The sequence below is a fragment of the Vibrio sp. ED002 genome, assembly GCF_023277445.1.
In the GTDB taxonomy this organism is placed as follows: domain Bacteria; phylum Pseudomonadota; class Gammaproteobacteria; order Enterobacterales; family Vibrionaceae; genus Vibrio; species Vibrio jasicida.
This window is the reverse complement of the sequence record NZ_CP080238.1, coordinates 867,770-888,917: the sequence shown is the minus strand read 5'-3', so window position 1 is coordinate 888,917 and position 21,148 is coordinate 867,770. Positions and strand designations below refer to the sequence as shown.

The following is a 21,148-nucleotide window of genomic DNA, read 5'->3' as shown; positions in this document are numbered from 1 at the left end:
AAGAAAACCCAGCGGGAATACCGCTGGGCTTTAAGGATATGACACAAATGTGAAAAGTTATTTGTCAGTAAGTGCGTCTAAGAAGCGTTCTGCATCTAAAGCTGCCATACAGCCAGTACCTGCAGAGGTGATTGCTTGACGGTAGTTATGATCCATCACGTCGCCTGCTGCAAACACACCTTCGATGCTTGTTTGCGTCGCGTTACCTTCAAGGCCGGATTGAACGAGGATGTAACCATCTTTCATATCGACTTGGCCTTCAAAGATTTGCGTGTTTGGTTGGTGACCGATTGCGATGAATGCACCCATTACATCGATATCTTCTGTCGCACCGCTGTTCACGTCTTTAATGCGAACACCCGTTACACCCATGTCGTCGCCTAGCACTTCATCTAGTGTACGGTCAGTGTGAAGAACGATATTACCGCTTTCAACTTTATCCATCAGGCGTTTTACAAGGATCTTCTCAGCGCGGAATGAATCGCGGCGGTGGATCAGATGCACTTCTGATGCAATGTTTGATAGGTAAAGCGCTTCTTCAACAGCAGTGTTACCGCCGCCCACAACCGCCACTTTCTGATTGCGGTAGAAGAAACCATCACAAGTTGCACAAGCTGAAACGCCGCGACCTTTAAATGCTTCTTCAGATTCAAGACCTAGGTATTTCGCTGATGCACCAGTAGAGATGATCAACGCATCACAAGTGTACTCACCAGAGTCACCTTTCAGACGGAATGGACGTTGAGACAGATCCACTTCGTTGATGTGATCGAACACGATTTCTGTTTCGAATCGTTCTGCGTGTTCTTTCATGCGTTCCATCAAACCTGGGCCAGTAAGACCTTCTGCGTCACCAGGCCAGTTTTCTACTTCAGTTGTGGTCGTTAGCTGACCACCTTGCTGCATTCCCGTCACTAGCACAGGGTTTAAGTTAGCACGCGCTGCGTATACTGCTGCGGTGTAACCTGCTGGGCCAGAACCAAGAATTAATAATTTACAGTGTTTTACGTCGCTCATTATGGCTCCATAGAGGGCTGAACATTTCTCCCGATTGTATGGAAATTCTTAGTGCTTTAAAAGCATAAACGAAAGGAGCGGATCGAATTATTGGTTATAGGTTAGAACTTGCTGATGTTTATGGAGAGGTGTTCCAGACTAGAATAAAATTCTGTTTATAGTAGAGAGTTCTAGTTTCAAATACTGCGCAAGCTCCGCTTTGAATGTTTAAACTGCTGTTGATGTTAATTATAGTGCTAAGTGTCGTTTTTTCTTTTTTGTTGAAGCTATCAACGTCAAATTCTGGTAATTGCAGAATATTTACGTATCCTAAGATGTAAATTAAATGTTAATTCAAACAAGCTAAATGTGCCTCATTAAAGGAGCCAATGATGTTACATTCACGAGAGAACACCTTACATTTGACTCAGCTCAGCATGGCAGCGATTGAGCAACTTTCTCCTTCCTTCGAAGGCCTACCTCGTACGGAACATGCCGACGGCCAATATCGTCTTCGTCGTTACTCTGTGGTTGGGTTTGAAAACGGTCAGGTGGTCGATTTAAATAAGAACAGCTTTGTACAATCTTCTGATATCAACCGTTTCCAAGGTGATGTGATTCGCCAGTTTGAGCCGATTGAAAAAGGGATTCTTTCCAGTGAAGGTTTCCGTGAAATGTGTGAGTTGTTCGTTAACGCAAACCACTTACCAGACGGTCAGGAAATCGAGATCCATCAAATTCGAATTACTGCGATTTACGATGAAACCCAAGTTGCACCGGAAGGGGTACACCAAGATGGTTTTGACCACATCGCGTTAGTAGGCGTAGGGCGTCACAACATCATGGGTGGCGACATCATGCTTTACAGCAGCCACAATCAAGCGCCTTTTTTCCGTAAAGTATTGGAAAATGGCGAAGTGGCAATGCTGGCAGACAGCAAACTGTGGCACAACGCGGTGCCAATTCGCTCAGTGATTAATGACCAAGAAGGTCATATGGATGTATTTGTACTGACAGCGACGGACAAGCGAAATGAACTTCAATCTTAATCAGATCCGAGAACAATTTCCCGCACTGGCGCAATACCACAATGATCGCCCAGTGACCTTTTTTGATGGACCCGGTGGTTCACAAGTGCCGCAGTCGGTACTGGATAGCATGGTGAGCTACCTTGGACGATTCAATTCGAACCTTGGTGGGCACTATTTCTCAAGCCAAGCGACGGTTGATGTAATGCAATCGGCTCGCGAATCGGCACAAGCTCTGCTAAACGCACCGTCCTCTGGCAATATCGTGTTTGGTGCGAATATGACCTCGCTGACATTTCAGCTAAGTCGGGCTATTAGTCGAGATTGGAAAGAGGGCGATGAGATCATTGTTTCAGCCCTAGACCACTACTCTAACGTGTCGAGTTGGCAACAAGCAGCAGAAGACAAAGGCGTGATGGTTCATCAAGTCAGAATTAATGAAGAAGATTGCACGCTGGATCTTGCGCATCTTCAGAGCTTGTTGAATGAGAAAACGCGTTTAGTGGCGGTGACTTACGCATCGAATACCACCGGCTCGATTGTTGATATGCAACAAGTGGGCAAAATGGCGCACAGTATCGGCGCTCAAGTTTATGTGGATGCCGTGCATTATGCGCCACACCATTTAGTCGATGTGCAAGCATTAGGATGTGATTTCTTGGCGTGTTCAGCGTACAAGTTTTTCGGACCACATGTAGGAATTGCGTACGTAGCAGACCAGTGGTTACACAGTGTTAAGCCCTACAAAGTTGAACCTGCGACCAACATTGGACCGGGGCGCTTTGAAACCGGAACACAGAGCTTTGAAGGCTTGGCAGGCGTCACAGCTGCGGTTGAATACCTAGCCCAGTTTGGCGATGAAGAAGCATCACTTCGTCAGCGTCTAGAGCAAAGCTATGCGTTATACAGCCAACATGAGCAGCAATTGAGTGAGCATTTCTTGCAGCGTTTAGGGGCGCTCGATGGCGTGAACTTGTTTGGTATTAACAATGAAAGCAACCAACTGAGAACGCCAACTTTCGCGCTGACTTTTGATAAATACTCTCCAGAGTTCATCGCGAAGACGTTGGGTGAGCACAATATCTGCGTCTGGAATGGACACTTCTATGCACTAGGACTCGTTCGCCAGTTAGGCTTAGAAGAGTCGGGTGGTGTGGTGCGTATCGGTTGTATGCACTACAACACGACGGCAGAAATCGATATGTTGTTTGATGTGTTAGAAAATATCCTCGACGCGTAAGAATCGAAGACGACACAAACTAAAAGCTCGAGCCAGGTGCACGAGCTTTTTCGTTTCTTTTATTCAATGAGCCGAGAGCTTATTCGCTCACTTCAACTTCATAAGAGGTGAACTTACGCACGTTGATCACGCCAGTATCGAAGATCAGGTATTGGCCTTTAATACCTTGCAATGTACCTGTAACAACTGGGTTTTTATCGAAGTTGTGCGAGGTGATTTTAGTCGGATGCTGCTGAACTGGGTAGCTTAGAGAAGTGATGTTTTCGCTCAACACTTCAATTGCGTCATCGCCATACTGCTGTTTAATCTCAGCGATTTTGTCTTCCACTAATGGCAGTAGTTCTGCAAAGCGATCTTGCAGTTCAATTGGGTCGCCATCGCCTTTCAGCAGCGTTCGCCAGTTTGTCTTATCAGCAATGTGTTTCGCTAATTCGATTTCAATCAAGCCAGAAATATGACGAGTTTTTACTTTGAAGATAGGCAGACCTTGTGTGGCACCTTGGTCTATCCAACGGGTTGGAATTTGGGTATGACGCGTGATGCCCACTTTCAAACTTGACGTGTTAGATAGGTAAACGAAGTGGTCCACCATGCAGTTCTCTTCACCCCATTGCGGCTCGCGACAGGTGCCTTGTTCGTAGTGACAAGTTTCTGGCTTCATGATGCACATGTCGCAACTCGCCAACTTCTTCATACATACAAAGCAGTGGCCTTGAGAGTAGCTCTTCTTGGTTTTCTTACCGCAAGAACAACAGTAGATGTTGCCAGTGTGAGTTAGAGTGAGGAGTTTACCAAGAAATGGGCTCAAATCCACTTCTTCGTCACCCACAGGCAGACGGTAGCTTACTGCACCATCCAGAGAAGCACGCATTTTGTTTAGCGTGCCTGTAGCGATTATTGACATGACATTACTCATTATTGTGTTTTTGCACAGTATATACCGAACCGACGTTCAGAGGCAGGAGAAAGCTAATACGTGTTAGTTTTCGCTTTCTGTTTGATGGCTTTTTGAACACTAGACAAATTCAGTGTGTGAAGTCTTTCGCAAATCTCGCTGGGTGAGAATATTCCTATAATCTTGAAGCGGGTTCACAATTACTTTGTGTGTACTATGTATTGAAATTAAGAATGTGAGTTTTAAATCACTTTTTAACTTGATAAATAACTTTGTTTGAAAAACGAAAAATCTTTCAGTACATTGCACGATATAAACAGAACAGTTGTCAGTAAATAGGCCAGTCGCCATGAAATGGATACATAAATTAATTTTTGCGTTGTCGATATGCACCATCAGTTTGGTGGCGTTATACAGCTTGCTTGGTGATACTCGTAAGCTAGAAGTTACACCGGATCAATTTAATATTCATGTTACAAGTGATGCCATTGCTGGTGGTTTGAGTGAATCTGATATTACTTATCAAAACCACAGTTTGGTTCTGAACTGTGACCTAAAGGAAAGCAAATACGCGTGGCCTTACTGCGGCATCTCCGTTTACACCGATGTGAAGCAAGCGACCAAAGGTTTGGATCTTTCCAGTTACCATACCGTTCGTCTAAAAATTCGTTATGAAATGGCTGGAGAGGGTCAAAACCCAAGCAAAAACTTGCGTCTGTACTTGCGTAACTTCAATTCGGCCTACTCAGACCCGAATGATGAATACACCATCAAATACAATGGCATGCAGTTTTCGCCTTCAGACTTTAGTGAAGTTATTGAGATCCCTATTGAAAACCTTCAGGTGATGACGTGGTGGTTGAATGATAACGACGTTGCGATTGAGCACTCTGCGCCTGAGTTTGCCAACATTACTCGCATTGATCTGGCAACCGGAGCAGGGGCGGCACTCGGTAAACATAAGATCGTTATTGACAAGATTGAGTTTGAAGGCGCATATGTAGAACAGTCGACACTGCTGTTCGCTTTGTTGTTCTCATGGATGGCGCTGGGTTTAGCATTCTCACTACAAGAAATGCGCAAAAATAAAATCGCATACAACAAAGCACGGAAACGCCACCGCCATTTAGAGAAGGTGAATTCGACGCTTCGTACACAAAATTATGAGTTTGCGGAACTGGCACATCGTGATGCCTTAACTGGAGCGATGAATCGACATGCAGTCCAAAACTGGCTTGAGCAACAAGCTCGTCAAGTTCGCTGGGGTCACGATTCGTTTTCGATTCTCTATATGGACTTAGACAAGTTTAAACGCGTGAATGATAAATACGGACATCAAATGGGGGACGATATTTTACGCGAGTTTGTTATGGTGATTGCGAGTTCCATTCAAACTGATGACCGACTGGTACGTTGGGGTGGTGAAGAGTTTGTTGTGTTCTGTCCAAACACCAATATCGATCAAGCCGTACAGAAAGCTGAAATTGTACGTCGGAATGTTGAAAAGCATCTTTGGGTCCATGGTGAGCCGTTAACGTGCAGTATTGGTGTTGCACAAATGCAGAATGAGCGTGTTTCAGAAACGATGGCTCGTGCGGATGAGGTGTTATATATGGCGAAGCGTAATGGCCGAAATCGAATTGAAGTCAATTACGGTATGCAAAAACAACCACAAACAGAGACGCTGGGCTAAAAGAAAAAAGGTGGTCGACTGACCACCAAAAGGGAAACTGCTGAACATGACTAGGGGGTAGTAGTTAGGTATTCAATTTGATTACCGAGGACAGCAGTTGTAGTGCTAGTTTTGATTAGAGAGCTGCGTTTGGGCGCAGCTCTTTTTTATTTGAGCAATGTTTACCAGAACAACCAAGCGAATAGAGTTAGCGCGCCGATACATGCAACGTTCAGTACCATACCGATTCGCATCATCTCTTTCTGTTTGATATGACCCGTCGCAAATACAATCGCGTTAGGTGGCGTTGCTACTGGCAGCATGAAGGCACAAGATGCAGCTACAGCAATCAGTGCTGATAGAATGACTGGCGATAGACCAAGCGCTTCTGCAATGGTGGCAAATACTGGCACTAACAGCGCCGCACTTGCGGTGTTACTTGCGAACTCTGTTAGGAAAACAACAAACGCAACCACAGATAAAATCGTGAGTAGGGCACCAGCTTGCTCAAGGAAACCAGCTAGACCGTTAGCCAAGAAGACACTTGTGCCTGTTGCTTTTAGTACGTTGCTTAGACAGATACCGCCACCAAACAGGATTAATACACCCCAGTCAGTTGTCTTTTCAATGTCTTTCCACTCTACTGCGCGAGATGCACCAAGTAATAGAATCGCACCAATTGCAACGAGGGTATCGAATTTTGCAAAACCGCCAAGCATAGCGTTGATCGGTTTGCTGAAAATCCAGAATGTCACTGTTAATAGGAAAATCGCTAAGGTGATCTTCTTGCCGTTTGTCCACTCAACAGGCTGGTGGTCAAGTTCGAACGTGTGGCTTAAATCTGGCTTTGTCATGGTGTATAGCACCAAGATCGCGATAGGCATCAGAATCAAAGAAATTGGTAAACCCAGCTCCATCCACTCTGTAAAGTTCAAACCGACTTCTGCGGCTGCGATAGCATTCGGTGGGCTACCTACTAGCGTTGCGATGCCGCCAATCGACGCACTGTAAGCGATACCAAGTAGCACGAACAGGTAAGTTCTGTGACTCTTCTTCGCGTCTAGTTTGCTCATAACACCTAGAACCAATGGCAACATCATCGCTGTCGTTGCGGTGTTCGAGATCCACATTGATAGGCCAGCGCTCACACCAAACAACATGAAGACCGCGACAGACATCTTACCGCGTGCAATCAGCAATACTTTGTCGGCTATCGCTTGATCGAGCTTTTGTTTGTGAAGCGCGGCAGCCAATGCGAAACCACCCAAGAACAAGAAAATGATCGAGTTAGAGAAGTTGTTTAGCGCTGCTTGGGTATTGAATACGCCCAAGAATACCGCGAGTAGCGGGATTAGCAGGGCAGTGATGCTTACGTGAATGGCTTCCGTTAACCAAAGTACGGCAACAAAAATCAAAATACATAAGCCGGTTACGACTTGAGGCTCAAAGGGTAGGGTGTTGAACAAAATAGCGAACAGCAGGACATTAGACGTCAATATCATGCTGTTGCGAGTGAAGAACCAGTTCTTCAGTGTCACAGCGAGTGCGGTCATGGTTGTGCTCCTTTTGCATTGCCTTAGTGTTGGTTTTTTATGGCAAAGTAACTGACTTGTAGTTATTTATTGATTAAATGTTACTTCGGATGCTAAAGGGTGTTTTGCCTGAATCGACGGCAGAATAAGAAAGTGTGAGGTTGGGAATTGGAAATGGGTAGAAAGCTACCCATTTACTTTTAATGAATTGTTATCGGTGTGTAATGCAGAGCGAGAATGTTGAAAGCAGCAACACTTTGGTCGACTTAATGAACCGGAATGTTACGTTCGTTTTCGAAGGTTTCTTGCTTTTCTTCTACTGTATCTTCCACCGCAACGATCGGCTCTTGAGGACCAAGGAAGCGTGGTTGCGTATTCATGATGTACAAGTCCAAAAACGCTTTCACACGTGCCATAAGTTCACGTGTTCGCATGTTGATCTTCTGCTTGCTTGCCGTTGGTCCAGCTACGGCCAAACACTGCGCATCAATATTGTAAGCGTCAGCAATAAACAGCGCTCGTTCACAATGGAAGCGTTGAGTGACAATCAAGAAGCGCTCAGAGGCGAATATCTTTTTAGCACGAACGATGGAATCTAACGTTCGAAAGCCTGCGTAATCCAAATGAATGACTTCTTCCGGTACACCAGCGCGCAGCAGATCGCGCTTCATTGTCCAAGGTTCATTGTAAGAACGGTGCGCGTTATCCCCACTAAGTAGAAACTGCTTCACCTTACCTTGTTTGTATAGGTCGATGGCGGCATTGATGCGGTGGGTATAGTAAGTATTGAGTACCTTACCGATGTATTTACTGGTGCCGAGAACAACTGCGACCTCGTGCTTTGGCACTTGTTCGTAGTCGGTAAAGATTTCTTCTTGAGCTTGAAGCACGACCCATCGGTCAATCGCAATGATGGTGACGAAAAGACCGAGTAAAGAGATCGACAAAACCAAAGCCAGACGCTTCCATGAGAACTTGAGCTTCCACTTTGACTTTATGCGAGAAAACAGCAAAACGTTCGATGTCCTTATTTCAATGTGTATCCCTCATCATATCTGATAGAAATGAAAAGAGAGAAGCCCATTTATGCCAAAATATGGTTAGGATGAGAAAAAAAAGCATAAAAAACAAAAGCCCCCGCACTGCGAGGGCTAATAATTGTACAAAACGTCTTAAAGCTTAGAATGCTGTGCGTTTGTAACGACGGTAAACCGGTTGCCAGAAGGCTTGGTCAATCGCGTCATTTAGCGCTTCATCAGTGATTTCTAGCGCGACACCTTGCTCAATCGCTTTCTTCGCAACAGCGAATGCAATCTTCTTCGATACCAAGTGAATTTCTTCTAGTGGTGGAAGCAAAGCACCGTTGCCGTTGATCGCTAATGGTGAGCATGTTGCCAATGCGCGGCTTGATTCCATCAACATTTCGTCCGTTACGCGCTTCGCATTTACTGCAAGCACACCCAAACCAATACCAGGGAAGATGTAGCTGTTGTTACATTGCGCGATAGGGTAAGTGTTGCCTTCATGCACCACTGGCTCAAATGGGCTACCTGTTGCAACTAACGCTTCACCGTTTGTCCAACGAATGATGTCATTTGGTGTTGCTTCTACGCGGCTTGTTGGGTTCGAAAGCGGGAACACAATCGGACGCGCGCAGTGCTTGTGCATCTCTTTGATCACTTCTTCACTGAAGAGACCAGGGGCACCAGACACACCAATTAGCACGGTTGGCTTCGCATTGTGCATCACATCAAGAAGTGAGAAACCATTTCCTTCATTTTCCCACTTCTTCGTGTTTTCGAACTTCTGAACCAAGCGCTGTTGGAAATCAAGAAGGTTAGGCATGCCTTCTTGTAACAGACCCCAACGGTCAACCATGTAAACTTGCGAACGTGCTTTCTTATCAGAGATTCCTTCCGATACCATTTGCGCGATGATCGCTTCAGCAATACCACAACCAGCAGAACCAGCACCCAAGAAAGTAATGCGCTGATCAGACAGTTTAGTGCCTGCCGCTTTACATGCCGCCAGTAGAGAGCCTACTGTAACTGCCGCCGTACCTTGAATGTCATCGTTGAAACAACAAATGCGATCTTTGTAGCGCTCTAGAAGTGGCATTGCGTTTTTCTGTGCAAAGTCTTCGAACTGGATCAGGGCATCTGGCCAACGGCGTTGTACTGCTTGGATAAACTCTTCAACAAACGCATCGTAATCAGGGCCAGTGATACGAGGATGACGCCAACCCATGTACATTGGGTCTGCAAGACGTTGCGGGTTGTTAGTACCCACATCAAGTACGATTGGTAGTGTGTAAGCCGGGCTGATACCACCACACGCTGTGTACAGAGAAAGCTTACCGATTGGAATACCCATGCCGCCGATACCTTGGTCACCCAAGCCCAAGATACGTTCGCCATCAGTTACTACGATTACTTTAACGTTGTGGTTTGCTGCGTTGTTTAGCAGGTCATCGATACGGTCACGGTTCGGGTAAGAGATGAACAGGCCACGGCCACGACGGTAGATGTTTGAGAAGTTCTCACACGCTGCACCAACGGTTGGTGTGTAGATGATCGGCATCATCTCAGAAATGTGGTTTTGAACTAGGCGGTAGAATAACGTTTCGTTCGTGTCTTGGATGTTGCGCAGGTAAATGTGCTTGTCCATGTCACTTTCAAAGCTTTTGTACTGTTGGTACGCACGCTCTACTTGCTCTTGGATGGTTTCAGTCGTCTCTGGTAGAAGACCTTCCAAGTTGAATGAACTACGTTCTTCTCCGGAGAACGCACTGCCCTTGTTCAAAAGAGGGGTCGCTAAAAGAGCCGGACCCGCATATGGGATATAGAGTGGGCGCTTGTCGTTGTTCATTGGGTGCCTTAAATGTAGGGTTGAAGGATGCGTGCAAAATTCTAACGGGTTCACTATTTAGTTGTAAACATTCGTTGATGCACATCAACGTAATGTCGCAAAAAAATCCAATTCCCGACGAAAATATCGTCACTGAAACATTAATACTGTCATTAAATGGCCAGAAACGATTCCTAAAGCAGGAATTTCTCACTCAGGTATAATGCCTCGCAATCCATTATCACGTTCTTATCTTTTATGTCTCAATTACCTATCGATAGCTTACAAGCGGAATTTGACCAACTCGTGAATCACCATCATTTGGTGGTTGAGGCCGAAACTGGCTCAGGTAAATCCACGCGATTGCCACTTTGGGCTGCCAATCACGGTCGAGTATTGGTGATTGAGCCACGCCGAATCGCTTGTACCTCGTTAGCTGAATTTCTTGCCGAGCAATCTGGTCAACCTCTAGGTAAACAGATTGGTTACGCGATAAAGCTTCACGCTCACTATGATGAAAAGACTAAAGTCGTGTTCGTGACGCCCGGTGTTGCGCTGCGTTGGTTCGCGGAAGACAAACTGGCTAGCTTCGATATCGTGATGGTGGACGAATTTCATGAACGCCGCTGGGACATTGATCTCCTTACCGCGATTTTAAAGCAAGAAAAACAGCACCGTCTGATTGTCACATCAGCCACTTTAGAAGGCGAAAAGCTAGCGAACTACTTGGATGCTAAGCGCCTACGATCAGAAGGTCGTTGTTTTCCTGTCACCTTGACTCATCGCTCAATGGACAGTCGTTACTTGCCGAACAAGAAAGGTTGTGAGAATGATGTTGTGCGCACAGTAAAAGAAGCACTCGAAGACGAAGAGGGCGATATTCTCGTTTTCTTACCGGGTCGAAAAGAGATCACTCAATGTGCGCAAATGCTGCAAAGTATTGATGATGTGATGGTCGTGAAGCTGCATGCATCGGTGAGTGATGAAGAGCGCTATCGTGCGTTGACGGTACAAAAGCAACGTAAAGTGGTGTTGGCAACCAACGTTGCAGAAACCTCTCTGACCATTCCAAACATCCGCGTGGTCATCGATAGTGGTTTGGAACGCAGAACCTTACAACGAAATGGACGAACAGCTCTGACGTTAAGTAACATTTCCAAAGCCAGCGCGGCGCAGCGAATGGGTCGAGCAGGCCGTGTTGCTGAAGGGGCGTGTATTCGCTTGTTTGGTGAGCATGCACCGTTGGAGCTGGTGACGCCGCCTGAATTGCATCGTGAAGAACTCGTAGAACCAATGCTCGCTGCGGCTTGTTGTGGATACAGACTTTCCGAACTTTCCTTCCTCGATTCTGTACCTGAAAAGTCACTTAACTCAGCACTCCAAACCCTGCAGAGGATGGCAGCGATAGACGAGCAAGGTGACATCACCGAGCACGGTAAAAAAGTGTACCCTCTACCAATTGATGCCTTATTTGCAGACTTAGTGACTCGTATCCAAACCAAATCAGAACGAGAAGCGATGATCGATTTAGCGGCAGCGCTTTCTGTGCCCGCTCAGTTGTATCAATTGCAAGGTGGTGAGTCAGCCGAAGCATTAGCGCAAGAAGAGCCATTTGGCTGCGATGCCTCGTTGATGATTCGCTTGGTGCGAGGGGAACAACTTCCCGGCATTAATCTTGATGCAAGCGTGCTTGAAGAAGCGCAAGGGTTAGCAAAGCAAATGCGAGAAGTGTTTGAATTGCCTGATCTTGAAGTCGCATCGCGATACAAACGCGAAGAGTTGACCAAAGCCATTGCTACGTTGCATCCAGAACTTGTATTTGTTCGCCGAGAACGACGTCGTGACGCGCTAGGCAATGGTTTGTTGGAAATGATGGTTGGGCGCAATAGCCGTTTCCCCGAAAAAAGTGAGGCAGCTTTGGTGCTAGGTAGCCACAGTGTACCCGGAAGAGGCGTAAAACAGACGCTCAATCTTGCCTCCGTAATGCTACCTGTGTCCCTCAATCTGCTGCGCGAATTAGAGCTTGGTGAGTGGCAACAGGGCGAAACCAATTATGAGGAAGAAGCCCCACGAGCGACCATGCATTTGGTCTATGCAGGACGAACCATTTGTAAGGAATATCAAGCGCTTGAAGGCGAAGTTGCCGTCCAATCTATCGTTGAGATGATTGAAGACGAAACGCTATTGCCCGGTTTTGCTCCATTGAGAAAACAGCAAATTCAGCACTGGAAGATCTATAACGCGCTTGGGTTAAATCCTGAGCCTATTGAAAAAACGGAACTCAACGGTTTGTCTTTCGTTACTTGGTTAGTCGAGCAACTGGAAACGCTTGGTGTAGAAAGTGTGGAAGATATCGAGCTGTTTGCAGCCGATGACATCCCGTTCGAGGGCATCCCTGAGTGGGAATACGATGACTTTGTTGAACGCTATCCACTTAAACTTGTACTTGCAGAGCTAAAACTGGATGTTGAGTATTTTGTATCACGCAAGCTCGTGCAGGTTATCTACGCCGAAGGAGGTCGAAAAGGGGATCCTAAACGCTGGGAGTTGCCACGTTGGTCTGGTTGGAAAGTGCAATACAAGAAAGCCAGCAGAGTATTAGATGTGAAGTAACACAATCCGGAACAGTATTTGCTTGACCTCGTTTCCCTTGAAGTTTATGGCCTGTTTTTAGGCGATAAGGAATGAATTTGCCGCTCTTGTTGAGCGGCGTGAAGGAAAACGATGAAGTATAAAGCAATTCCACTATTGTTATGCCCCGTATTGGCTTACGGAAAAAGTATTAATCACATCTCCACTTACGAAGATAACTATGTCCTCGGTACATACACCTCAGACATTAATCAAGATGCTTACAATGAACTCGGTTCTGAAATGGACTCATTACAGCATTTTGAAGTGAAGTTTCAAATCTCCGCTTCGATTCCATTTTATCGATTTAACTCTGGTACTGCGCTGATGGGTGCATACACACAAAAATCTCTCTGGCAACTTGCTAACTCTGACATATCTTCTCCGTTCAGAGAGACCAATTACAAACCTCAAGTATTTCTCGCGCACCAATCCAACATGTTTTTATTCAACCACTTAGAAGCGGGCTATAAGCATGAATCAAATGGTCAATCAAGTAAGCTTTCTCGCAGTTGGGATAGGTTATATATCGCCGCCGAACGTTTTTCAGGCCCTGTGGAATACGGTGCACACGCTTGGTGGGTAATCACCACTGAAAATGATGAAATGGAAGACTACTATGCGCCTTATGAACTTTGGGCAAAGGTCTACACTGGCGCTGGTGTGTTCAATACTCGAGGCTTTTACAACTTTGCTGATGATAAAGGTGGCATCGAGTTAGGTTATACCTTGTACTTTAACGACATCCTTGGTCTGTATGTTCAGGGATACCATGGTTATGGCGAAACGCTCATCGACTATGATCACTCTCAAACTCGCGTGGGGCTTGGTATTCGATTGGTGAATTTATAAAGGTCTTTTATTTGCTTGGTGTGCTTAGCAACGTTTTTAGTTAAGCGTTGAAAATATTAATCAATTGGATGCTTATATATGGCGAAGCTGTACATCATTTGTTACAAAGCTGGTTTTAATATTTCCTTTTGAGGTTAAATAAGGGCATAAAAGACCATTGTTTTATATCCTATTGCTATATCAAAGTAATTGAACGATATTTTGTATATCTCATTTCAGAGTGTCGAGGCATAGGATGGAGCAACAAGGAAAGACATGCATTGAATTCGACTACACCAGCTTCCTAGGGGCAACGGGAAGTAAGAAGTGGACCTTTCTGGAAGCGTTCGCCACCATCGCGCCCATTTTTGGCATGATGTGGAAACAGAACATCGCGGAATTGAGCCAACCAGAGGATCGCCTTTGGGACGCTGCATTAAAATCGATGTCTTCACGTCAGAGCGATGAATCCAATTTAGTGATGTTGGCAAAGCTTGCAAAACATGAAGGAATCCATGAATTACGTGTAGTTATGCCTTATTCGTTAGACTTAAAACAAATCGAGTACATTGAATCTAGAAGTAAACTAAAAGTAGATACCACAGAGCAAGATGTCCTTAATTTGAAGTTCTAACACTAAAGCTATACCTTCCCCCAATCAAAAAAGCGATCGAGTATTCGGTCGCTTTTTTATTACCTGTTGTAAACCTGAGAACCAATGCTGTGTTTTAGCTTAGCTCCTTTTTGTATTCGGTTTTTACTCAGCGTTGAGCGAGTAAAGCTTAATCAATCAAACCGTATTCTTTGCTCAAGATTTCGATGATCTCTGCTTTCGGATTATTGCTCAACTTGATTGGCTGCCCTGTAATTTTTTCTGCGATGCCGATATACGTGCGAGAGATGTCCATCAAAGAATCTACTGGCAGATCGTTATCACGAGCAAGGGCGTCACGCTCGGGCATGCGCTCTTTGTTAAGCAGAATATCAGGATCAGGGAAGTGGTTTAATAAGAACTGACGGAAACCTTCTTTCGAGTTTTCAACGATGTTTCCGGCTTGGTATTCTTTTGTATCCCAAATACGTGACGAATCAGGCGTACCGACTTCATCCATGTAAATTAGCTTTTCGTTACCGGCAGCGTCGTGCACATAGCCAAATTCAAACTTAGTATCTACGAACGTTTGGTCAACGGCTTCAAGCGCATCGCTGATCACATTAAAGCCTTCTTTCAATAGCTTTTCGTATTGCGCAATGTCTTCTGCACTTGAGAAGTTGAAAGCTTCATAGTTCTCCACGATGTTTTGGCGAGTGATGTTCACGTCATCCGCTTCAGGAACGCCTGGAATACCTTTCAAGATACCTTTAGTTGAAGGTGTCATTAGTAATTCAGGTAGGGCTTTATCTTTCTCAAGACCTTCAGGAAGCTCAATACCACAGAATTCACGCTCGCCATTTGCGTAGGCACGCCACATAGAACCCGTGATGTACTTACGGCAGATTGCTTCAATCTTCACTGGCTTCGCTTTTTGTACGATCCAAACGAATGGGTGAGGGATGTCCAAGATATGACTATCAGCAAGGCCGTTGTCTTTGAACAATTTGAACCAGTGGTTAGAGATCGCGTTGAGTGCCGCGCCTTTACCCGGAACGCCTTTGAGTCCACCTTCGCCGTGCCAGATACAATCGAATGCAGAGATACGGTCACTGATCACCATGATGGCCAGTGGGGCATCAGTAGCGACATCGTATCCTTTTTCTTTGATCAGTCGTGCGCTGTCTTCTTCAGTTAACCAGTAAACAGAGCGAACTTTTCCGCTGTGAACAGGCTTGTGGGTGCGAATTGGCAGGTCGTCATTGACGGCAAGTACTTGATTAGCAAGGCTCATTGCGACATTCCTATCATCTTAATCAAACGTCATAAAGAGAAGATATCCAACGAAAAGAGCACGCTGAATAAATCGAATGAGGGCATCATACCAGAACTATTTTAACTCGCCAGAGAAAAAGCAAACGTTTGCCTTAATTTGTTAAAGCACAAAAAAGCCTCCTTAAAAGGAGGCGAGATGCAGGATGGATAACGTCGATCTTGTTAGTGGTACTTGTTCACTCTGCCTTCGACGAAAAAGACTTCACACTGATAACGTTGAGCAATATCGCGAAGCATTGATTGATTCATTAACGCAATCTTGTTCGATGCGACGACAGCGCTAGCGTTACCAGACTGAATAGCTTTAATCACGATCTCCACTTCAGAGAGCTGTTGAGACGGCTTCATCTGAATGATGTTTTGACAGCGAATGTGGGAAGCAGCAAGTTGCTCAAAATCAGGACGAGGGCACTCGGCGGTAAACAGAATCCATTGCTGTTGTTGAGACAAGACTGCCAACTTAGAAAGAAGTTGGTCCGACACATCCATAGGTTGTGTTGCTTGTGCCAATACGTTGTAGCGAGAGTATGTATGAGATTGAGTTTGTAACTGCATCTTACTGTTCCTTTATACATGCTGTATGTCTATACAGTAGTTTGTTTTTGATGCCTGATCAACCGATTTTTATGAATTGAGTTGAAAAACTTTCCCTTACTTATGAGTTGGTTTTTATCTAAGTTATTGAAACTAATATATAAAGTTCGGTTTTTGATATGTTTGATAAACATGGTGAAATGTGAGGTCACCTGCATTCCGGAGCTGTATATGCAGGTGGTTACTACTGTATATACAGTAATTTCGGCTTAGCTACACATTGGTTTTAACTGGTTTATACAGTGCTTTTTCGTGATGGCACACAGTAGTGTTAGTGCTTTTGAGGGAGAAGAAAGGAAGAGAAAACAAGAAAGGCAGAGGCAGAACGTTCAAGAAAGCGCTTTGCTTTTACAGACAATGATAAAAAGCAGGCTGCGATTACGCAGCCTGAAAATACAAGGATCGATGTTTAATAATGGTTAGAATTCGGTTTTTGCACGTGCGATTTCTGTTTCAAATAGGCCGATGCTGCCAGCCCTTACAAGCTGAACCATAGTTTGAAACATAGTGCGAATTTGTTCGATGTTACCTGAATTGGCGCGGGAGCATAAACTGCCAAGTTCGGAGTTTGCTAATCGCAATAATCGGCTTCTGTTAGGGCCAGAGACTTTTCTTTTAATTGTATTTTTCAAAACCATCAACTCGCCAGTTGCAACGGCTTCAGGAGGCTGGCTAGCAACAATTGCTTCCGCTTCATCTGTGTACATATGGTCACCTGTTTTTTTGTTTGAGCGACAAAACTATACTCCAGATAAATCGAGGGTTTGACCCGGTAACTAGGAAAACAATCGTGTTCACTATGAAATAAGTGACATCGTTTTTAATTGGTTAATTAATAGGCTGAGAAGCACCAGAGGGATAGGGAATATGAATTCCTTCTAGAAAACCGCGATGAAATAAGTATTGAAGTGGGATCAAAAAAGCGCCTTACAAAAAGGCGCTCTTGAAAATCAGTTCCGTTGATTTGCTCTTGTTAGCTTGCTCGTTGTGTCATGCGTTCGCGCATTTGCATTTCGCCTTGGTTAAACAGGCGAACATCTATTTTTGCGATGTCGTAACAGGATTTGCATGAGCTATGGTACTTGCCGTCGACATAATCATGACGAGTTACAAAGCTAGGTTTTTTACACCAGTCACAGGTGCCTTCTTCAGTGAACATTGATTTTCTCCCCACCTACATAAATTTTGAGTCGTTAGGTGTTATTTTTCGCCCAACATTATGGCATACAAAAGATAGCCAGGTTAAATGTCTGTTAATTTGTTTGAGAGGGAGATCGATTGCGAGCCTTGATTTGTGAGGTTGAAAGGCTCGTAAGATAAAGGTGCGTGGCTTATTTTTACTCTTTTGTAACATTTTGTGAAATGGTTTTAAACGCCTGATTTAAACGCTTCATCTCTTCTTCCGAGCCTCTAGAATCAGGGTGATAGAGTTTAGATAATTGTCTGTAGCGCAACTTCACTGCTTTACTGTCTGGAATAGTTTGCGGGGTATAGCCAAACATCGCACAAGCGACGAGAAGTTTTTGGTTCTCAGATTGACCTTTTATCTTCTTAAACTCTTTAAATACTTTTTCGAGTTGGCGCTTAAGTTGTTTATTGGCAAATTGAAGTTCTTTCACTTGTGTCTCTAATTGCAGAGAGCGTGACACTTCATTTGCTGCAGTGGCTTTGGCCTTTTGTGTGTGCCTGCGGTAACCGAATGCACCGCCACCAAGAAGTAGAGCAAAGCCCAGAGCGCCAGAGGCATACCAAACGTTGAAGTTTTCAGCTCTCTTTGCTTGTTGAATTTCAATGGTCTCTTTCTGTTCTTCGTCAATGGCTTGCTTATCCAACTCTACAATTTCAGAAACTTGTTTGGCTCTGAGTTGATTGAAGCGATCTTCCAAAAACTGGTTATAGGCTTCTTCTGCCTGAGGGTTTTTAAGTGCAGACAATTGATACCAAGCTTCGACGAGATCGGAATTCGATACTTTTGCTTGATGGTGCTGGACAAAATCAGCCAACAAAAAGCCACGGTCGGTAGGATCGTTTAACGCAACAGAAGTGAACCAATAAATCGCTTGGGTGAAATCCGTGTTGCCAGTTAAACCACGAGCGTAATCTTCTGCTAATTGTTTTTGAGCAGGTAAGTAATCTTGATGTGCCGCTTGCTCTAGCCAATAACGTGCGTCAGTAGGTGATTCTGGATTGGGTTTCAAAACCAGTTGCTGCGCAAGCTCGAATTGGGCTTCAGGTTGTGTCGGGTTCTGAGAAGCAAATGCAGTGCTCGTAAGGCAGGCACTTAAAGCAAAGGTGAGGGCTGTGGTTCTGAAAGACATTGGGTATGTCAGGTCTAGCGAACGACGCTAGACCTGCTCCGGTAATCATTGTTATTACCGATATGGTGCAACCAAATTACTTCAGTGGCAAGATCTGGATTTCAACACGGCGGTTGCAAGCACGACCTTCAGAAGTTTGGTTAGAGCAAATTGGGTTTCGCTCGCCGTAGCCACGTGCAATTGCACGACCTGGTGCTACGTTTTGTGATACTAGGAACTGACGTACCGATTCTGCGCGACGCTCAGACAGTGTTTGGTTGTAAGAGTCACTACCAGTGCTGTCTGTGTAACCGTCGATCACGAGGCTTGTATCCGGGTATTCAACGAGGATACGAGCAACGCCACGTAGTGTGTTGTGGATGCTTGCGTCCAGTTGGTAAGAACTTGAAGAGAAACCAATACCGTTTTCCATGCGAAGTAGCAGCTGGTTTTCACCAACACGTTCTACTTGTACACCTGAATTCAATAGTGCGCGACGTAGCTCTGCTTCTTGTTGATCGAAGTAGTAGCCAACACCTGCGCCAGTAGCACCGCCAGCAGCCGCACCAATTAGAGCGTGTTTACGACGTTCTTTTGCGTCATCACCTGTTGCCAAACCGATAGCCGCACCAGCGATAGCACCGATCAGTGCACCTTGTGTGGTCGAGTTAGTCTCGTATTCACCTGTGGTTGCGTTTTGGCGTTGAGTTGCTTGACAGCCAGTAAGAGCTAGCACTAGCGCAAGTGCAATAGACATCTTTTTCAAGGGAAAATCTCCGTATAAGCTGAGGCGCAATTGCGCCTCATAATGGGATGCGAATTATGAATGAGTAGGTATTGATATTTGTTATGCGAACGTCAGATTGATAGAAGCTTTGTAAGCTTTTTCTTATAGTTGCTGATGTTATAACCGTTTGTGCAATTATTTAGACGGATTGTCTAACATCTTTCTCGCTTGTTCACCACCAACGCCACGGTTGACGGAAACCTTACGACCTTTTTTTAACCCAACTTCGTAATCTGCAGTTAGGTTTTTCATCGCTTCTCTGAGCTGTTGCTTGAACGTTTCGCGATCGATGTTTTTAAATTCTTTATCAATGTAATTATTGATTTTATTGGCTGACTCTTCATCTGGAGAGATAACAGGCAGTTTTTCCAACGCACCTTCAACCCAGCCAGAAACAAATGAGTTTACGCGGCGCGTTACTTCCATTGAAGAGGTCCCAGAACCGGCAAAACTATTGCGGAATTGTCCGGTGCTCTCGTTCATTTCACGGTAGATAATATCGAACGCAAAGGCCGCGAAAATAGCGCGGTCAGCCTCTCCGATAAATTCGACGCGTTTAAGCCCTTTGTGATTCAACAAGACGGCTTCAACACCAAATTTGGTATTGATACCACGAATCACGCGCAACAGCGTTGAACTGATGTTTGCTGGCAGCAGATGCGAAGATTGAGTTTTACCCATTTTGATAAACTCAATATCATCTTTATCCAAGCCATACTTAAGCATAAGGCGGTGCGCCATCTTGATAGCATTTGCAGCCTCATTTACGTTGGCGGAGTTGCCCAGTTCTAAGCACTTGGCGATTTTTTTCAGAGCTTTTTGTTTATCCATCGACGACCAATAACGAGAACGGAAATTTAGGAAGTCGGATATATTACCTTTTTTCAGTCAAAAACGGAATAACGGGAGTAGGAGAAAGGCAGCGAGAAAAACAAAGCCCCTTTAATGACAGGGGCTTTGGTGGGAAGTAGAATTACAAACCGAGTTGGTCGAGTAGGTCATCGGCATCGCTTTTGGAACTAGCTGCTTCCGATGCTTTCTTGTCTTCCATACTTTTGCGAGTGGCTTCTAAAATATCATCTGGGCTTTCATCTTCTGCCACTTCAAACTCTTCGAGTTGGATAAATTCAGTTTTGTCCATCGCAAGCTCAAGGTAGAAGATGTTGTTATTCGCTGTTGAGAAGGTCACGCGGCGTGCTTGAGGTCGATCGAGGTTGGTATCAACTTGCAGAATCACTTGCTTATTGAGCGACAGCATTTTTGGTTGGTTCTGCGTAATATTGGTTTGTAGCTCTTTACGAATCTTGTTCGTGAAATCACCCACTAGTTGATTCATCAGTTCACCCAGTACATCACCGACTTCATCTGATGTGTGTGAGATCGCCAGTTCCTCTTCTGGCATGCCCATATTGCGCATGTAGTTGGTGTAGATCTCAAGTGCTGCTTTTGCGGTAAAGTTAATCACTACAAGACCCGTGAAGCCACCATCAAACAGTACAAAACAACCAAAATCCGGCTTGAGGCTGGTTTTATTGATCTTTTGTACCATTGCAGAGTAGTTAACTTGAGAAGAGGTTGCCGAAGTAAGAACGCCAGAAACCGACTGGCAAAGTTTTAGAAGGATATCTTCAGTGGTTACAACTTTATTTTTTTTCATCCTGAAAGCTCATATTGAAAGGCTATTTCCCCTTCAATGTAAGGCATCAAGCCTTAAAAAATAAAGCATAAGTTTAAATCTTGTATAGAGATTCTGATTTGAACGCCTTTTTAAATGTTGTAAAGTGACGTAATTCAAAGAAAACAACTTCATCCTCGTCTCGGTCTCAGTTTTATGGCTGCGGGTCGAAAATGCGTGGATGACTAAAAATTAG

At 44.8% G+C, this 21,148-nt stretch carries 19 protein-coding genes; 6 read left to right on the top strand and 13 right to left on the bottom strand.

Annotation, left to right across the window (positions count from 1 at the left end; all coding sequences use genetic code 11):
• Positions 1 to 57: 57 nt before the first annotated feature.
• Positions 58 to 1,017 (bottom strand): thioredoxin-disulfide reductase, encoded by a 960-nt coding sequence (trxB, locus tag ITG12_RS04215; RefSeq protein WP_009705851.1) that lies wholly within the window; start codon positions 1,015 to 1,017, stop codon positions 58 to 60.
• A gap of 371 nt (positions 1,018 to 1,388) precedes the next feature.
• Here trxB and ITG12_RS04210 point away from each other — a divergent pair, with 371 nt between their 5' ends.
• Together ITG12_RS04210 and ITG12_RS04205 are read left to right on the top strand one after the other, a co-directional pair.
• Positions 1,389 to 2,045 (top strand): 2OG-Fe dioxygenase family protein, encoded by a 657-nt coding sequence (locus ITG12_RS04210; RefSeq protein ID WP_009705852.1) that lies wholly within the window; start codon positions 1,389 to 1,391, stop codon positions 2,043 to 2,045.
• Positions 2,029 to 3,264, top strand: a complete 1,236-nt coding sequence (locus ITG12_RS04205; RefSeq protein WP_248873718.1) for a cysteine desulfurase-like protein — start codon at positions 2,029 to 2,031, stop codon at positions 3,262 to 3,264. Before ITG12_RS04210 ends, ITG12_RS04205 begins: the two co-directional genes overlap by 17 nt.
• Before the next feature lie 79 nt (positions 3,265 to 3,343).
• On the opposite strand, the gene ITG12_RS04200 is transcribed toward ITG12_RS04205, so the two are convergent.
• Positions 3,344 to 4,168 carry a DUF2797 domain-containing protein gene (locus tag ITG12_RS04200; RefSeq protein WP_248873716.1) on the bottom strand — a complete coding sequence of 275 codons (825 nt, stop codon included), beginning with the start codon at positions 4,166 to 4,168 and terminating at the stop codon, positions 3,344 to 3,346.
• 340 nt (positions 4,169 to 4,508) lie between these two features.
• Between ITG12_RS04200 and ITG12_RS04195 the strand changes: the two genes are divergently transcribed.
• Positions 4,509 to 5,852, top strand: coding sequence for a GGDEF domain-containing protein (locus ITG12_RS04195; RefSeq protein ID WP_248873714.1), 1,344 nt, complete (start codon positions 4,509 to 4,511; stop codon positions 5,850 to 5,852).
• Between the two features lie 161 nt (positions 5,853 to 6,013).
• Here ITG12_RS04195 and ITG12_RS04190 read toward each other — a convergent pair whose 3' ends face one another.
• The 3 genes from ITG12_RS04190 to ITG12_RS04180 form a co-directional block, all read right to left on the bottom strand.
• Complete coding sequence (locus ITG12_RS04190; protein WP_063345568.1) at positions 6,014 to 7,384, bottom strand: DASS family sodium-coupled anion symporter; 1,371 nt, start codon at positions 7,382 to 7,384, stop codon at positions 6,014 to 6,016.
• Between the two features lie 245 nt (positions 7,385 to 7,629).
• The gene (locus tag ITG12_RS04185; RefSeq protein ID WP_039974480.1) at positions 7,630 to 8,376 is read right to left on the bottom strand and encodes an ElyC/SanA/YdcF family protein; all 747 of its coding nucleotides are present in this window, start codon (positions 8,374 to 8,376) and stop codon (positions 7,630 to 7,632) included.
• Positions 8,377 to 8,542: 166 nt separating this feature from the next.
• Positions 8,543 to 10,231, bottom strand: coding sequence for an NAD-dependent malic enzyme (locus ITG12_RS04180; RefSeq protein WP_038868682.1), 1,689 nt, complete (start codon positions 10,229 to 10,231; stop codon positions 8,543 to 8,545).
• A gap of 237 nt (positions 10,232 to 10,468) precedes the next feature.
• On the opposite strand from ITG12_RS04180, the gene ITG12_RS04175 reads away from it, so the two are divergent.
• The 3 genes from ITG12_RS04175 to ITG12_RS04165 all read left to right on the top strand — a co-directional run bounded on the left by ITG12_RS04175 (position 10,469) and on the right by ITG12_RS04165 (position 14,306).
• A complete protein-coding gene (locus ITG12_RS04175; RefSeq protein ID WP_248873712.1) occupies positions 10,469 to 12,823 on the top strand; it encodes a helicase-related protein in 2,355 nt (784 codons plus the stop codon).
• Positions 12,824 to 12,934: 111 nt separating this feature from the next.
• The gene (locus ITG12_RS04170) at positions 12,935 to 13,693 is read left to right on the top strand and encodes a phospholipase A (protein ID WP_038868679.1); all 759 of its coding nucleotides are present in this window, start codon (positions 12,935 to 12,937) and stop codon (positions 13,691 to 13,693) included.
• 235 nt (positions 13,694 to 13,928) lie between these two features.
• A complete protein-coding gene (locus tag ITG12_RS04165; protein WP_038868678.1) occupies positions 13,929 to 14,306 on the top strand; it encodes a hypothetical protein in 378 nt (125 codons plus the stop codon).
• Between the two features lie 148 nt (positions 14,307 to 14,454).
• Here ITG12_RS04165 and ITG12_RS04160 read toward each other — a convergent pair whose 3' ends face one another.
• The 8 genes from ITG12_RS04160 to ITG12_RS04125 all read right to left on the bottom strand — a co-directional run bounded on the left by ITG12_RS04160 (position 14,455) and on the right by ITG12_RS04125 (position 20,934).
• Positions 14,455 to 15,558, bottom strand: a complete 1,104-nt coding sequence (locus ITG12_RS04160; RefSeq protein WP_038868677.1) for a phosphoribosylaminoimidazolesuccinocarboxamide synthase — start codon at positions 15,556 to 15,558, stop codon at positions 14,455 to 14,457.
• A gap of 203 nt (positions 15,559 to 15,761) precedes the next feature.
• Positions 15,762 to 16,154, bottom strand: coding sequence for a SulA-like leucine-rich domain-containing protein (locus ITG12_RS04155; protein WP_038874664.1), 393 nt, complete (start codon positions 16,152 to 16,154; stop codon positions 15,762 to 15,764).
• Between the two features lie 458 nt (positions 16,155 to 16,612).
• Entirely contained in the window at positions 16,613 to 16,900 is a 288-nt protein-coding gene (locus tag ITG12_RS04150) for a hypothetical protein (protein WP_248873710.1), read from the bottom strand.
• A 266-nt stretch (positions 16,901 to 17,166) separates the two neighbouring features.
• Positions 17,167 to 17,352 (bottom strand): hypothetical protein, encoded by a 186-nt coding sequence (locus ITG12_RS04145; protein WP_038868672.1) that lies wholly within the window; start codon positions 17,350 to 17,352, stop codon positions 17,167 to 17,169.
• Between the two features lie 178 nt (positions 17,353 to 17,530).
• Complete coding sequence (locus ITG12_RS04140; RefSeq protein WP_038868671.1) at positions 17,531 to 18,511, bottom strand: J domain-containing protein; 981 nt, start codon at positions 18,509 to 18,511, stop codon at positions 17,531 to 17,533.
• A gap of 76 nt (positions 18,512 to 18,587) precedes the next feature.
• Complete coding sequence (locus ITG12_RS04135) at positions 18,588 to 19,256, bottom strand: OmpA family protein (protein WP_038868670.1); 669 nt, start codon at positions 19,254 to 19,256, stop codon at positions 18,588 to 18,590.
• 156 nt (positions 19,257 to 19,412) lie between these two features.
• Entirely contained in the window at positions 19,413 to 20,108 is a 696-nt protein-coding gene (locus tag ITG12_RS04130) for a DUF2786 domain-containing protein (protein ID WP_038868669.1), read from the bottom strand.
• 142 nt (positions 20,109 to 20,250) lie between these two features.
• On the bottom strand, positions 20,251 to 20,934 hold the full coding sequence (locus ITG12_RS04125) for a DUF3334 family protein (RefSeq protein ID WP_038868668.1): 684 nt from the start codon (positions 20,932 to 20,934) through the stop codon (positions 20,251 to 20,253).
• Between the last annotated feature and the right edge of the window lie 214 nt (positions 20,935 to 21,148).